The following is a 13575-nucleotide window of genomic DNA, read 5'->3' on the forward strand; positions in this document are numbered from 1 at the left end:
CATCAGAATCTGCCGTTTTGAGGCATATTATCCGCTTGAGCTGCCGATGTCTGTCAGCTCGCCCAGTCCTGCACCTCGCCGACGATGGCGATGTGCTGGCCCTGGTTGACCCGGGCGCCCCAGGCTTGTGCGGCGAGCCGCCCGGAGACACCTGCCCTGACCGGCCAGGCCGGCAGTTCCAGCCGCTGGAAATCGTGCAGATAGCCGATCGTCGCTCCGGCAGTAACAGCGTCGCCCGGCTTGCGGAGCGGCTCATAGTGGCCGTCGAACGGGGCGACGATGGTGCAGTTGCGGTTGACGATCGAGAGTTTCACCTGGGTGCCGTCGGCATGGTGATCGATCGGCTTGATGGTGCCACGCAACTGTTCCCAGTGGATGGCGGCGGCCCGGATGCCCTGCCGGCCATAGCGCACGCCGTCGGGATGGATCGAGCGGCCCCAGCCGAGCTCGGCGCCGATAGTGACCTTGCCCTGCCGTTCCGCTTCGCTGGTCAACAGGCCCGGTGTCTCGTTCTGGTAGACCAGCACCACCGGCGAGCCGAACCAGCGGGCCGATTGTTCGATCCTGAAACTCTGCTCGCGGTCGGCGATCGGGTGAAAGCTGGGGCCGAGCGCGAACTGCGCCACCTCGCCCCCGGCATGCAGGTCCAGCACCACATGCACATGCGGCCAGATCGTGGTGCGGACGAAATCGGCGATGCGGTGGGTGATCCGCCCCAGGCTCGGCGTGCGGCCGGCATCGGCCACGAAGGCGCGGTTGAGGTTGACCCCGTCATCGTTGACCGAATCCCGCGCTCCGGCGCGGAACGCCGCAACGTTCAGCACCGGCACGAGGATAATGCGGCCGCGCACCTCGCGCATGTCGATCTCGCCGAGCAGGTGCTTGATGGCAATCGGCCCCTCATACTCGTTGCCATGGGTCGAACCGAAGGCCACCAGCCCCCTGCCCGGCTGCGCCTCGGGGCCGATGAACACCGTGAGCGGCACCAGGTGGTCGCCCCAGATGCCATCATGCGGCAGCGCCACCCAATAGTCGCGGCGGCCCGGCGAGGTGAGATCGAGCTCGGCGACGTTGACGATGCGGCGGTCCATGCTTGTCTCCTCAGCGGGCGCGATGCGCGTCGATGAAATCGGTGTCGACCTCAATGCCGATGCCGACGCCATCCGGGATGGCGATGCAGCCCTCGGCATCGAGGCTCAGCGAGGTCGGCGCGATGCCTGCCGTCAGTGGGCTCTGGCTGACATTGAACTCGACGAAATGCGCCCGCGGCAAAGTCGCGATCAGCTGCAGGCTGTAGCCGGTCAACAGGTGCGTCAGCCAGGAGTGCGGCACGAGGTCAATGCCCGCCCGGTTGGCCAGCTGCGCCACCTGTTTCGCCACGCTCAGGCCGCCGCAGCGCGTCAGGTCGGGCTGGATGACATCGACGCAGCCGCTCTCGATGAAGCGGGCAAACTCCCACACCGTCGAGACCTGCTCGCCCGCCGCCACCGGCACCGGGCTCGCGGCCCGCACCGCGGCATACTCGTCGAAATTCTCGGGGTGGATGAAATCCTCGACCCAGCGCACGTCATAGTCGCCGAGCCACTGGCAGAGCCTCTCGTTGTCGGCGCGGCTGCGCGGCTGCATGCGGTTCGGCGTCACCGTCGGATACCAGCCGGGGTCGACCATCAGGTAGCGGTCGGGCCCGAGCGCCTGCCGCGCGGCGGCCACCAGTTCGCGGTCTCGCCCCGGATCCTGGCCGAACACCCCCCAGCCGAACTTCACGGCGCGATAGCCCTTGTCGATATAGCCATTGGCGGCGTCGACCATGCCCTCGGGCGTCGAGCGGAACAGCGTCGAGGCATAGGCCATCACCTTGTCGCGCCGCCGCCCGCCGAGCAGTTCGGCCAGCGGCATGCCGGCGGCCTGCGCCCGGATCGACCACAGGCAGTTATCGAGCGCCGAGATGCAGTGCATGGCGATGCCGCGCCGGCCGTAATAGGCGCTGCCGACATAGAGCTTGTCCCACAGCCGCTCGACATCGAGCGGGTTCTCGCCGACGAGCAGGCTCCCCAGCGTCTGGAAGCCGACCGTCGCCATGCCCTCGCCGGCAATGATGCTGACCGCTGCCGGGGCCAGCGTTTCGACATCCGACCAGCCGGTGAGGCCCTCGTCGGTGGTGACGCGGATCAGCAATTGCCAGTCGCCATTATCGGTGGCCTCGGCGCCGCTGGCCCCCGCGCCATAGGCGGCCGTGCCGCGCAACAGGATCGGTTCGACTTCGGTGATCTTCATGTTCTGTCTCGCTTCAGCCTTGGGGTCACGACTTGAGGCCGCCGTGCCACCAATGCTCGAACGGGTTCGCGTAAAGGATTGAATCAATTGTCGTCTGGCTGATCCGTGGCAACCTCGTGCCCTCGACCTGCTCGTTGATGGCGTTGAGCCCATCGATCGATTCCCGCACCTCGGCGAACGGGAAATCGGTGCCCCAGAAGATCTTGTTGCGGTCGTTCACCCGGTATTCCTGCGCGGTGACCAGGGTGTTCCAGAACTGCCACGGCCGGTAGAACAGCGCCGACACTTCGGCATAGACATTGGGGCGCTTCCGGATGACCACGATGCACTCCTCGGCCCAGGGGTGCGCCATGTGCGCCATGATCATCTTAAGGTCCGGGTAGCGCGCCGCGATGTTGTCGACATCGAGCGGCCGGCCATACTCGATCGGCGCGTTCTCGGCGAAAGTCGTGCCCATATGCATGGTCAGCGGAATATTGCGCTTCACGCAGAACTCGTAGACCGGCACCATCCTGGGGTCGAGCAGCGACACGCCATTGTAGATCGGCCCGAACTTGACGCCCTTGAGGCCCAGATCGTCGATGGCGTGCACCAGGAGGTCCATGTAGTCGGGCCGGCGCGGATCCATGGCGGCAAAGCCGACGAACTTGTCGGGATATTTCTTCACCGCCGCCGCCGTCACCTCGTCATCGCCGTCGATGCCGGCGCTGTCGCCGTAGCGCAGCGAGAAGATGATGGCTTTGTCGACCTCCGACATCGCCCTGTAGACCGTGTCGGCATCGGCCAGCTGGCTCACCGAACCCGGCCGCGAGGTGGCGGTGCCGGTGGTCAGCAGCGGACGCACATGCTCGGGGTTCCAGATATTGACGTGGCAATCGACGATCATGGTGCCCTCACAAGACGCCGAATTCTTCGTAGACTTCAGCGAGGCTGCGCCCGGCCAGCAATGCGGCTTTGGTCTTGTTCTCGCCCTTGAGCCGCTCCGTCGCCGCGGCGACCACCTGGGCCTCGATGGCCTGGGGCACTACGACGACGCCATCGCCATCGCCGAACACGATATCGCCGGGCGAGATGCTGACGCCGCCGCACTGCACCGTGACATCGGTATCGATGACGCGTGCCCGGCCCTTGCTGTCGAGCGGCCCGATGCCGCCGTGGAACACCGGAAAGCTTAAGGCCCGGATCTCGGCGATATCGCGCACCAGCCCATCCATCAGCGCGCCCGCCGCGCCGCGCACCTTGGCTGCGGTGCTGAGCAGGCCCCCCCACGGCGCGATCCGGCCCGACGTGCCGCAGGCGCAGACCACCACGTCGTCAGCCGCCAAGCTGTCAATCAGCTTGATCTCGCCGGCATGCGGGTTCTCGTCCGGTCCGGGCTGCTGATAGATATCGGCATAGATCATGGTGCGCGCCCGCCCGACCATCTTGAGGGCGTCATCGAGCGGCCGGATGCGTGATTGGAGCGCCTGGTTGCGATAGCCCAGTTCGTCGAGCACGTCGGAAAGCAGGGCGGAGAAAAAACTCTCGCGCATCAATTGCACCACCGGGTCGGAGCTTTGGCGGTCAGCGTTCATTTTGGTCAGTTCCGTTGGTAGGAGGTTGGTCGGTAGCGGCCCGGTCAGACCCAGCCGGCATCGACGATGAAGTTCTGCCCGGCACAGGAGCGGCTCTCGTCGGCGGCGAGGAACAGCACCATGTTGGCGATGTCGGCGGGCTGGATGCGCCGGTTGCTGAGCGACTGGCGGGTCGAAATCTGCTGCTCGGCGGCATCGTCGATATAGGTGGCGAGCTGCCTCGGGGTCATCACCCAGCCGGGGATGACACAGTTGACCCGGATGTTCTCGGGCCCCAGTTCACGCGCCATCGAGCGGGTCATGCCTGTGATCGCCGCCTTGGCGGTGGCATAGGCGATGGTCTTGGGGGCGCCGAACAGCCACACGGTCGAGCCGATATTGATGATCGAGCCGCCCCCCGCCCCGGCCATGGCCGGGCGCACCGCCTGCGCGGCAAAGAAGTGATGCCGGAGGTTACGCGCCATGCGCTCGTCCCAATAGTCGGGCTCGACCTCGGCGATGGTGTGCGGATCATCGCTCGCGGCATTGTTGACCAGTGTGTTGATCGGGCCGAAGCGTGCGATCACCGCTGATATCGCGACCCGCAGCGCGGCGATGTCGCGGATATCGCAGTGCTGGTAGAACGGCGCGTGCCCCTCGGCCGCAAGCGCCGCGACCAGCGCCTCGGCGCTCGTATCGTCGATATCGACGAACGCCGCCTGCGCCCCCTGGCGGGTGAACTGCGCCACCATCTCGGCGCCGATGCCGCTGGCCCCGCCGCTGACGAAAACGACTTGGCCCCTGAGGCTCGGATAGCTTGCCCCGGTCATTGCCGGTCCTCCCCGCTGCTGTTCTGCGTATTGCTGTCGTCGATCAAGATTTCACCGACCCGGCCGTCAGGCCCATCAGGAAGTAGCGCTGGAAGATGGCGAAGACGACGAGCGTCGGCACCATGCTGATCACCGTCTGCGCCGTCATCGCCCCGAGGTTCTGCGTGTGCTGCAGGCTCTGCGTCGCGATGCCGACAATCAGGGTGCGCTTGTCCTCGCTCTGGGCGATCAGCAGCGGCCAGAGGAAACTGTTCCAGGTGTTGACGAAGGTGAACACCGCCAGAACGATCGCCGGCTGCCGCGCCAGCGGCACGATGATCTTCAGAAGGATCTGCAGCGGGTTGGCGCCATCGATCTTGGCCGCCTCGAGCAGCGCGTCGGGGATTTCGGAGATGAACTGCCGCATCAGGTAGACCCCGACCGGCGCCGACAGCAGCGGGATGATGAGGCCGGCATAGCTGTTGACCAGCCCCAGCCGCGCCACCAGCACGTAATTGGGCAACAGCGTCACCGCGAACGGCACCATGACGGTCGCCAGCATCGCCGAAAGCAACCAGGCGCTGCCCTTGAACTTCAGCTTGGCGAAGGCATAGCCGGCGAGCATATCGACGATGACGGTGAGGATGGTCACTGCCGTGGTGACGATGATCGAGTTGAGCAGCCACTGGATCGACACCTTGTCGGCAAACACCCCCAGATAGTTGGCGAGGGTGAACGGCGCCGTGCTGCTCGCCAGCGAGTCGAAGCTGGTGATCGGCTTGAACGAGGCGACGACGACGAACAGCACCGGGCAGATTGACGCGAGGACCACGAGGATCAGCAGCGTGTGGGTGCGCAGCGCCGCCCAGACCTGGCGGCTGCTGAGGCGGACCCGTGGGCGCGAGTGCGGTGCCATCAGCGCGCCTCCCGGCTGCGGGTGAACAGCACGATCGCGCCGGCGAGAAGGATCGAGAATACCATCACCGCGACGCTGATGGTCGCCGCGTAGCCGACCGAGCCGCCCCCGAACACCGATTTGTAGATGTACCACATCACCGTATAGGTCGAGGTACCGGGCCCGCCCTGGGTGAGGACGAAGATAATGTCGAACACCTGGATGGCGCTGATCGAGGTGAGGATCAGCACCAGCTGCAGTACTGGCTTCAACAGCGGCAGGGTGATGTGCCAGAAGGCGCCGCTCGGGCTGATGCCATCGACGGTGCCCGCCTCGTAAAGCTCGCGCGGGATGCCGTTGAGGCCGGCGAGGAAAATCAGGCTGTAAAAGCCTACCGAAGCCCAGGCGCTGATCAGCGCCACGGCGATGAGCGCCACCGTGCCTGACTGCAAATAGCTGAGCTCGAACCCGAACGTGTGCTTGAAAAAGCCGTAGATCGGGCCGGCATCGCGATCGAGCATGATCTTCCACACCAGCCCCGTGGCCGAAACCGAGAGCAGCGAAGGCACGTAGATCAGCGAGCGATAGACGCCGCGAAACTTGACCTGGCGGGCGAGCAGGATGCCGACGCCGAGCGCCAGCCCCACGGTGACCGGAATGTTGACGGCCATGAACAAGAGCGTATTGCCGATGGTCGAGCGCAGCAGCCCGTCACCCAGCAGCGCGCCGAAATTCCCAAGGCCGACAAACCTGAACTTGCCGATCAGGCCACCCTGAAACAGCATCAGGTAGAAGGTGTAGACGAACGGCACCACGACGAACGCGGCGAACAATCCGACTTTCGGGGTGAGGAAGACGAGAGCGGAGATGAACTCCGCCCTCGCCTGTGCCTTGATCGCCTGCATGAGGTGCTAGAGCCCGGCGTTGGCGGCGAGCGTCGCGGTCTGCTGCCGGGCGTCGGAGATCACCTGATCCAGCGATTTCTGCCCGCTCAGGTAGTTGTTGATCTCGCCCACCAGATACTCATAGCCGTTATACGGCAGGGCCGCCGGGAACAGCATCGACTTGGTCTGCGGCAGCGCGGCGGCGAGGAAATCATAGGCCCGCTTCTCGCTCACCTTGCCATACATGGCGGCGGCATCGGCATTGGTGCTGACCGGGAACAGCAGCGATTGCGCGATGTAATCGTCGTATGGCGCACCAGATGTCACGTACTTGATGAAATCGAGCGCCGCCGCCTTGTTGGCGCTGGCCTCGGCGATCACCAGATAGCCCGCCGCCCCGGAAACGAACGCCCCGGCCGGGCCCGCCGGCGGCTCCACCACCTGCAGCCGGGCATCGGGGAAGTTGACGAACTGCTGGACGTTGGCTTCCACCCATTGCAGGCCCGCCTTGCCGGCCGGCAGCAATTCGCTCCACTGCGTCGCATCGGCATAGAGGGTGAGTGGGGTCGCCGCGCCGCTATCCTGCAGCGCCTTCAGATGCTCGAGCGCGGCGCGGCCCTCGGGCGTATCGAAGCCGATATCCTTCATGTCGGCGCTGAACGGCGTCACCCCATAGGAGAACAGCACGTTCCAGATGTAGTTGATCACCACCTCGTAGGAGCCCGGCCAGGCCATGCCGTAGATCGCCACCTTGGATTTGTCGAAGGCCGGATCACCGAGCGGCTTGCCGGCTTCGTCGAAGGTGAGTTTCTTCGCAAACTCCAGCAGCTCGTCATAGGTGGTGGGCAGCGCGGGCTTGCCGGCCTTTTCCCACACGGCTTCGTTGAGGGCGAGAACGAAGCGGCTCGAGATGTAGGGGTAGCCGTAGAGCTTGCCGTCCCGCGTCGCCGACGCGATCATCGCCTCGTTGATGGCGCTGGTGTCGAGCGCCGGATCGATCGCCCTGAGGTCGGCGAGCAGCCCATTGGTGCCGAACTGGTTGAGCGTGTTGGTCACCTGGTAGGAGACGTCGGGCGCCGTGCCGGAAACGAAGGCGGCGGTGTATTTGGCGAGGAACTCGGCCCACGGCACCAGCAGGTGCTCGACGCTGTTGCCGCTCGCCTCCTTGAACCCGGCGACGGCGGTCGCCCAATAGGCGTTCTCGCTCTCGGCCGCCATGTTCGGCATCTTCCAGAACTGCAACGCCGCCCCGCCTTGCGCGAAGGCGCCCCCAGTGGCCGCAGCGAGTGCGGTGCCGGCCATCAGCGCGGCGGACATTGTCAACAGACGGCGCCGGGTGACCGGCGCGACGGCACTATGGATTGGCAACGACATCTGTTTCCCTCCAGATTTATCGATAAAGCCAAGCTGCATGACAATTCCACGCCTTGTCAATCGAGATTCGGCAGGACCACGCCGATTCCGGGGCCAAGCCGACAGGATCGAGCCTTCGAAAAGATATATCGATAAATCGCATCCGGAGGCCGGCACGGGTCGCCGATCGCCAACCCACGCAGGATGTGCGGTGGAGGGAAGACGGACGTGGCCCGCGCGCTACCGGCTGATGCTGAAGGCCGCAGACAGCGGCGCGGCGTCGGCGCTGCAGGATGTGGCGATCACTTCGTGGGCGATCGAATAGCGACCCGATAGGATAGCGGTAGCGACCTCAACCCGCCGCCGCCTCGCGGCGATCGTAGTCGTAGGCGATCGCGGCTTTGAACTGGGCGATCTTCTCCAGCAGCGCCGCCCGGTAGGCGGTGGGCGAAACATCCCGGTCCTCGGAGCGGGTCAGGCCACGCGAAACCGGCACCAGCAGATCTCCCGGGCGCGTGCCTCGCAGCGAGCGGATACTGGCCGCATCGCCGCCTTGCGCGCCAAGGCCTGGGGCGAGGATGATCGAGCGCGGCAGGAGCGTGCGCAGCCGGCGCCCTTCATTGGGAACCGTCGCCCCGATCACTGCGCCGATCGGGGAGAGAGAGCCGGCATCGCCAGCGGCGAGCCCGGCATCGCCGGGGGCGAGCCCGGCAATCAGGTCGGCGACGCGATCCGAGACCAGCCGGTTACCTGCCATCTTGTCCTGCAGCCACCCGGCGCCCGGATTGGAGGTTCGGCAGAGTACGAACAGGCCCTTGCCGAAGCGGTTTGCGCACTCGACGAAGGGCTCGAGCGTATCGGGCCCCATCAACGGGTTGATAGTCAGGCAGTCGGCCTCGAAGTCCCCGCTCCCGCCCTCGGCTGCCGGCGTCAGGTAAGCCCGTGCATAGGCGACCGCCGTGGCGCCGATATCGCCGCGCTTGGCGTCGAGAATGACGCCCATTCCCGCTGCCCGGGCCCGCTTCATGCCCGCCGACAGCGCCTCGAGCCCGGCCAGCCCGCCGGCCTCGAAATAGGCGGCCTGAAACTTCACAAACCCGACATGGCCCTCGGCGGCATCGAGGATGAAATTGACATATCCGTCGATCCAGCGCGTCGCGTCGCCCTGCTCGAAGAACCGCGGCAGCTCGGCAAGCGAGGGGTCGATGCCAACAACGAGTTCGCCAAACGCTTGAACATTGCGTTCGACCAGCTCAACCCAGGACCGGCTTCCCATCGCATCTCCCTTCAGACCGTCGACCATGAACGGCGCGGCTCTTCGGCGTCGCCCCGCCTGCTGCAGCAGCCATTGCGGTATCCCAGCGGAGGTCCGGCGTGAAGCACCAAGTCGATTGCCCGCGCTCAGCGCCCCACTCAGCGGCTGCAGCCGTTTGCCCAAGCCGCCCCGGCAGGCTAAGCGTGACCGCACGCTTTGCAATCGAGAACGGCACTATGACTGAGGTCATCACCTACGACGAGCGGCACTTCCTAGAGGTCAAAGCTCTGTGGCAGGAGGCGTTTCCAGACGATGCGCCGTGGAACGCCGCCGAAACGGCAATCGCCGAGAAGCTGAAACTGCAACCCGACTTGCTGCTGGTTGCTGTCGACGGCGACCGGGTCTGCGGGTCGGTCATGGCCGGCTATGAAGGACATCGCGGCTGGATCTCCCGCATCGCGGTCAGCCGGTCGCACCGAAATCGCGGGGTGGGTCGCGACCTGCTCGCCGAGGCGGAGCGTCGTCTCTCAGGCCTCGGCTGCGTGAAGATCAACCTGCAGGTCGTCGAGACGAATGCGGCGGTGGTCGAATTCTATCAAAGGTCGGGCTACCGGATCGAGCCGCGCATCAGCATGAGCAAGCTCATCCGGCGCTAGCGCCAAGCGGACACACGCGCCAGAGGCACTGCGGTATCCGCCTTACTGCCGGCACATGCTGCGCCCTGCCCCGGCTCAGGCCGTTCGGCTGGCCATCACGCGCTGCCACAGCCGACGCGCCACCACGCCCGCCACCACGCCGAAACCGCCGCCGGCGAGCTTGACCGCGAGGTCGAACAGCCGCCCGTGCCGGGAGGCCGAGACCAGTTGCAGCGCTTCGAGCGCGATGGCGGCGCCCAGCACCAGCGCCAGGACCAGCCACAGGTGGCGCGGATAGGCGAGCGCGAAGCAGAGGCCCACGGCCGCGAAAGCCGCGAAGCGTTCGATGCTGGGGGAAAAACTGCTGATCGGCCTGAGCCCGATCGGCGCCAGGGTGACGAAGGCGATGGCAGCGAGCAGCAGCCAGGCGAAGGCAGGTAACAGGCGCATGGGCAGGCGGATCTCCGGATCAGACGGCGTTGCGCCGGGTCTTGGACGAGAAAACCGTCAAGACGATGATCCAGCAATCAAGGAAAATCGACCAGTTGTCGATGTAGTAAAGATCGTGCCGGGTGCGGCCTTCGATCTGCTCGAACGTCGTGGTCTCGCCGCGATAGCCGTTGACCTGGGCCCAGCCGGAAATCCCCGGCTTGATGCGCTGGCGATGCGCGTAGCTGGCGACCTGCTCGCCCAGCTCGTCATCGTGGACGAGCGCATGCGGGCGCGGTCCGACAAGGCTCATCTCGCCGCTCAGCACGTTGATCAGCTGCGGCAGCTCATCGATCGAGGTGCGGCGGATGAAGGCGCCGACCTTGGTGATGCGTTTGTCGCCGACCTTGGCCTGCGTCATCTTGCGGCCGGATTCGGTGACGGTCATCGAGCGGAACTTCCAGATGTGGAAGGTGCGGCCGTTAAAGCCCCGCCGCTCCTGCCGGAAGAACACCGGGCCGGGGCTGTCGAGCTTGATCAATAGCGCGATCACCGCAAGCAGCGGGCTGAGGAACAACAGGCCGAGGCCAGCGCCGGCAATATCGAACAGGCGCTTCATCAGCACCGCGCCATCGCTCATGGGCTTGCGCAACGAGCGCAGCGCATTGTTGGGGCCGAGCGGCACCACGTCGAGGAACTTGAAGCTGACATTGTCGGTGGCCGGCACGCAGACCACGTTGATGGCGAAGCGCTTCAGCTCATTGGTCAGCTTTTCCAGCCCATCGATATCGCCGATCTCGCCGACAAAGACGATGAACTCAGCGCCATGCGACACCCAATGCTGGGCGAAATCGACGACGGAGCTCAGCTGGTAGGCGCCCTCGGCATTGACCGTATCTTCGAGATAGAGCGTGCCGGCGAGCCGGTAGCCGGTCTTCCACAGGTTCCCGTTGACGAGGAAGCGCACCGTATCGCCACGGCTGCCCACCACCGCCACCTTCTGGAACTGCAGCCGCCCGGCTTTGATGCGCGTCGTGACCGCGGCATAGGCAATGGTGCGGGCGAGCAGCAGCGCCGGTACGCCGAGGACGAACGCCGCGATCAGCGAGACACGCGACAGATCGTCGGCGACCCCAATGAAGAAAGCGCCGAACAGCGCGATGGCGAACGCGCCGGTCCAGCTGAGCACGCTCTGCACCAGCGTGGTGTGCGGCGGCTGGGCCCGATCGAGGAACTGGTTGGCGGAGATGGCCGAGAACGCGCCATAGAGGACGCCCACCACCGCCGAGTAGATGCCGTAGAGCCCGAACGGAATGTCGATCGCTGCAACGCGGAGAACGAACCCGTGATAGAGCAGCGCCGGCAGCAGCATCACCATCGCGGCGAGGGCGCCTTCGCCCAGGGCAAAAGCTGTGCACAGCGCCGCCTGGTTCGCCACCACGCGGCGCGCTTTGCGCCGCTCCACGCCCTGGTATCCAAGCTCGCTCTGCGCCACAGCAAATTGCCTCAAATTGTTGGCATTGCAGGGCTTTGTTCGGCCCGCCGCCATGCCCTCTCGTCTAGCAGGTCGCCGGATTCGCCCCAAGCAGTTGGTTAAGCTGGGGTTAACGGAGTGGTTCGGCGAGCCCGGTTAAGGATACCGCCAGTTCGGGCCTCGACGCCACCCGCCCCTGTGTTAGGGAAACATTAACCCAAGCCCGGAGCCGGACAGGTGACGACGTCCCATAGCAAAGCGGTAGCGATTTTGGCAGCGAACCCGGCGTTCGCGGCCATCCTCAGCCGTGCGCTGGAACAGGATGGCGGCTATCGCGTGGCGAGTTTTTCCAGCGTCGAGATGCTGACGACGTTCCTGCGTATCTCGCCGGTCGACGTGGTGGTGCTCGATACCGACCTGCCCGGCGCCCCGGCCATCGATATCGCCCGCGGGTTGCGCAGCCACCTGAAGCTGGCTAGCAGCGCCTTCGAGATCGTGGCGCTGACCCGCGCCGCCGTGGCGTTCCACCGGCCGCTGCTCGCGGCAGGGATCGACGCGGTACTGGAAAAGCCGGTGACCCCGCAGCAGCTGCTCAACTGCATCGACGGGCTGGTCGAAGTCGAGCGCGTCGCCGCCGTGCAGCACCAGGCCCTGCCCATGGTGCGCGCCTTCGAGCCGAGGCCCGTGCCGGCCGAGCGCGTCGGCAACGTCATCCCGCTGTTCGGCGAAGGCCGGGTTCGGCGCTAGCCCAAGTCAACTGAGAGAGACGGCCCCCTCCCTCGCTATTCGAGCGCCGCTCTCATGACCTTCTCCCCCTTGCAGCAACGACGGGCCGACCACGGCGATCTCGAGCGCTGAGGCAAAGTACGGCGGGGTCGATGCGGGCTGTGGACGCGCGGTCCGACCCCGCCGGCAACCGGACGCGGCAGTCGGGTTGCTCCAATAGCTACGCATTGGCGGCAAAGGAGTTTCAGCTGACGCCGCCGATGGGGCTGCCCCCACCCTTGACCCCTCCCCGCAGGGGGAAAGAGACGCAAGCTGGGATGCTGGTGTGAGGGTCTCCCTCCCCCTTGCGGGGAGGGGACAGGGGTGGGGGTCAGCCCGCACCGGCCCCTCTGCCAGCCCCTGGCGCAACGGCCCTCGTACAAATCCCCGATCCGCTCCACGGTGTTATGGTCCGCCCTGCCCCGAGCAGCGCCGCATCGGTCAGCTGACCCAGCATCGCTGGGTGGTGGCCCTTCCAGCTCAGGCCATGCCTCCCCCTCGTGCAACCCGTCGGGCCCGACCGGTGTTTCAGCGCAAACCGCCGCTTGAACGGCGGGCAACACGGGAGAAGGTCCATGCAGAGCACTCAATCAACTCCCCGGCGCAGCAATCCAGGCTTTGCCAGCCGGCAGCGCGCCAACCGGGCGATCAGGCCGTTTGTCGCGAGCCTGGGGTCGTGGAACGTCAAGGCGGCTCATTTGAAGGCGCGCGCCAGCTCGGTCTACGCCACCGAGGAGGAACGCACCCTGGCGCGGCTAGAGGGCGGCGCACTGCTGGCGGAGATCCGGCACCGCCAGAGCGACTACCTCAACGCCATCAAGGGCGAGCCGCCACATGATCGGCTGACCGATATCGCCGCCACATTCGAGCGGCTGGTCGACCAGCTCGAGCAGGTCTCACGCATTCCCTGAGCGCGCGTCCGAGAAGGAAAGGTCTGCAACTTTCCTCCTCGCGCTCAGACCGGCAGCGCGAGGTTCTCCGATGCGTTCCAGCCGGGCAGCGCTGTGCAGCGATAGAGGCGTAGCCGGCTGCCTTCGGTGATCTCGGGCGGCGCCCAGCCATTGGCCACCAGCTCCGCTTCGACGCGGCGCGGATCGGCGGTGATGATCACTTCCGAGGCGGCAGTGAGAAAGGCGCTGAACTCCCGGCGGAGTCCCTGTTCGTCTTCTGCCACCATCACTTCGGCCCGGCCGGTGGGCTCATCGCTGCGGCCGAGGATGTTCACGGCAAAAACTGCCATTCGCGTCTC

Annotated in this window: 15 protein-coding genes; 3 read left to right on the forward strand and 12 right to left on the reverse strand. The window is 65.9% G+C overall.

Annotated features, from left to right (window positions below):
* Positions 1–53: 53 nt before the first annotated feature.
* From ASC89_RS21715 to pyrF, 9 genes are all read right to left on the reverse strand, one after another.
* The gene (locus tag ASC89_RS21715) at positions 54–1091 is read right to left on the reverse strand and encodes a succinylglutamate desuccinylase/aspartoacylase family protein (protein ID WP_055883825.1); all 1038 of its coding nucleotides are present in this window, start codon (positions 1089–1091) and stop codon (positions 54–56) included.
* A 10-nt stretch (positions 1092–1101) separates the two neighbouring features.
* Positions 1102–2274: a mandelate racemase/muconate lactonizing enzyme family protein gene (locus ASC89_RS21720; protein WP_055883828.1), complete on the reverse strand. Its 1173-nt coding sequence runs from the start codon at positions 2272–2274 to the stop codon at positions 1102–1104.
* 25 nt (positions 2275–2299) lie between these two features.
* The gene (locus tag ASC89_RS21725; protein ID WP_055883831.1) at positions 2300–3160 is read right to left on the reverse strand and encodes an amidohydrolase family protein; all 861 of its coding nucleotides are present in this window, start codon (positions 3158–3160) and stop codon (positions 2300–2302) included.
* A gap of 7 nt (positions 3161–3167) precedes the next feature.
* The gene (locus ASC89_RS21730) at positions 3168–3848 is read right to left on the reverse strand and encodes an RraA family protein (RefSeq protein ID WP_197421348.1); all 681 of its coding nucleotides are present in this window, start codon (positions 3846–3848) and stop codon (positions 3168–3170) included.
* Between the two features lie 44 nt (positions 3849–3892).
* Positions 3893–4657, reverse strand: coding sequence for an SDR family NAD(P)-dependent oxidoreductase (locus ASC89_RS21735; RefSeq protein WP_056001683.1), 765 nt, complete (start codon positions 4655–4657; stop codon positions 3893–3895).
* Between the two features lie 43 nt (positions 4658–4700).
* Positions 4701–5552, reverse strand: a complete 852-nt coding sequence (locus ASC89_RS21740) for a carbohydrate ABC transporter permease (protein ID WP_056001686.1) — start codon at positions 5550–5552, stop codon at positions 4701–4703.
* Positions 5552–6436 carry a carbohydrate ABC transporter permease gene (locus ASC89_RS21745; protein ID WP_055883839.1) on the reverse strand — a complete coding sequence of 295 codons (885 nt, stop codon included), beginning with the start codon at positions 6434–6436 and terminating at the stop codon, positions 5552–5554. The genes ASC89_RS21740 and ASC89_RS21745 overlap by 1 nt, the downstream gene beginning before the upstream one ends.
* A gap of 6 nt (positions 6437–6442) precedes the next feature.
* Positions 6443–7789, reverse strand: coding sequence for an ABC transporter substrate-binding protein (locus ASC89_RS21750; protein ID WP_056001688.1), 1347 nt, complete (start codon positions 7787–7789; stop codon positions 6443–6445).
* Positions 7790–8120: 331 nt separating this feature from the next.
* Positions 8121–9044: an orotidine-5'-phosphate decarboxylase gene (gene pyrF / locus ASC89_RS21755; protein WP_056001691.1), complete on the reverse strand. Its 924-nt coding sequence runs from the start codon at positions 9042–9044 to the stop codon at positions 8121–8123.
* 215 nt (positions 9045–9259) lie between these two features.
* On the opposite strand from pyrF, the gene ASC89_RS21760 reads away from it, so the two are divergent.
* Entirely contained in the window at positions 9260–9679 is a 420-nt protein-coding gene (locus tag ASC89_RS21760) for a GNAT family acetyltransferase (RefSeq protein WP_055883846.1), read from the forward strand.
* Positions 9680–9754: 75 nt separating this feature from the next.
* Here ASC89_RS21760 and ASC89_RS21765 read toward each other — a convergent pair whose 3' ends face one another.
* The gene (locus tag ASC89_RS21765) at positions 9755–10108 is read right to left on the reverse strand and encodes a VanZ family protein (RefSeq protein WP_055883848.1); all 354 of its coding nucleotides are present in this window, start codon (positions 10106–10108) and stop codon (positions 9755–9757) included.
* Positions 10109–10127: 19 nt separating this feature from the next.
* Complete coding sequence (locus ASC89_RS21770; RefSeq protein WP_162247981.1) at positions 10128–11552, reverse strand: exopolysaccharide biosynthesis polyprenyl glycosylphosphotransferase; 1425 nt, start codon at positions 11550–11552, stop codon at positions 10128–10130.
* A 246-nt stretch (positions 11553–11798) separates the two neighbouring features.
* On the opposite strand from ASC89_RS21770, the gene ASC89_RS21775 reads away from it, so the two are divergent.
* Both ASC89_RS21775 and ASC89_RS21780 read left to right on the forward strand, forming a co-directional pair.
* A complete protein-coding gene (locus tag ASC89_RS21775) occupies positions 11799–12308 on the forward strand; it encodes a response regulator (RefSeq protein WP_082528363.1) in 510 nt (169 codons plus the stop codon).
* A 593-nt stretch (positions 12309–12901) separates the two neighbouring features.
* Positions 12902–13237, forward strand: a complete 336-nt coding sequence (locus tag ASC89_RS21780) for a hypothetical protein (RefSeq protein WP_055883854.1) — start codon at positions 12902–12904, stop codon at positions 13235–13237.
* A 44-nt stretch (positions 13238–13281) separates the two neighbouring features.
* On the opposite strand, the gene ASC89_RS21785 is transcribed toward ASC89_RS21780, so the two are convergent.
* Positions 13282–13566 carry a hypothetical protein gene (locus ASC89_RS21785; protein WP_055883856.1) on the reverse strand — a complete coding sequence of 95 codons (285 nt, stop codon included), beginning with the start codon at positions 13564–13566 and terminating at the stop codon, positions 13282–13284.
* Positions 13567–13575 lie beyond the last annotated feature (9 nt).

The organism is Devosia sp. Root413D1 (assembly GCF_001425235.1).
Taxonomy (GTDB): Bacteria; Pseudomonadota; Alphaproteobacteria; order Rhizobiales; family Devosiaceae; genus Devosia_A.

Bases quoted from the DNA above. Each gene is read 5' to 3' on its own strand.
- ASC89_RS21715 (WP_055883825.1), bottom strand. From the start codon at position 1,091: ATGGACCGCCGCATCGTCAACGTCGCCGAGCTCGATCTCACCTCGCCG.
- ASC89_RS21720 (WP_055883828.1), bottom strand. From the start codon at position 2,274: ATGAAGATCACCGAAGTCGAACCGATCCTGTTGCGCGGCACGGCCGCC.
- ASC89_RS21725 (WP_055883831.1), bottom strand. From the start codon at position 3,160: ATGATCGTCGATTGCCACGTCAATATCTGGAACCCCGAGCATGTGCGT.
- ASC89_RS21730 (WP_197421348.1), bottom strand. From the start codon at position 3,848: ATGAACGCTGACCGCCAAAGCTCCGACCCGGTGGTGCAATTGATGCGC.
- ASC89_RS21735 (WP_056001683.1), bottom strand. From the start codon at position 4,657: ATGACCGGGGCAAGCTATCCGAGCCTCAGGGGCCAAGTCGTTTTCGTC.
- ASC89_RS21740 (WP_056001686.1), bottom strand. From the start codon at position 5,552: ATGGCACCGCACTCGCGCCCACGGGTCCGCCTCAGCAGCCGCCAGGTC.
- ASC89_RS21745 (WP_055883839.1), bottom strand. From the start codon at position 6,436: ATGCAGGCGATCAAGGCACAGGCGAGGGCGGAGTTCATCTCCGCTCTC.
- ASC89_RS21750 (WP_056001688.1), bottom strand. From the start codon at position 7,789: ATGTCGTTGCCAATCCATAGTGCCGTCGCGCCGGTCACCCGGCGCCGT.
- pyrF (WP_056001691.1), bottom strand. From the start codon at position 9,044: ATGGGAAGCCGGTCCTGGGTTGAGCTGGTCGAACGCAATGTTCAAGCG.
- ASC89_RS21760 (WP_055883846.1), top strand. From the start codon at position 9,260: ATGACTGAGGTCATCACCTACGACGAGCGGCACTTCCTAGAGGTCAAA.
- ASC89_RS21765 (WP_055883848.1), bottom strand. From the start codon at position 10,108: ATGCGCCTGTTACCTGCCTTCGCCTGGCTGCTGCTCGCTGCCATCGCC.
- ASC89_RS21780 (WP_055883854.1), top strand. From the start codon at position 12,902: ATGCAGAGCACTCAATCAACTCCCCGGCGCAGCAATCCAGGCTTTGCC.
- ASC89_RS21785 (WP_055883856.1), bottom strand. From the start codon at position 13,566: ATGGCAGTTTTTGCCGTGAACATCCTCGGCCGCAGCGATGAGCCCACC.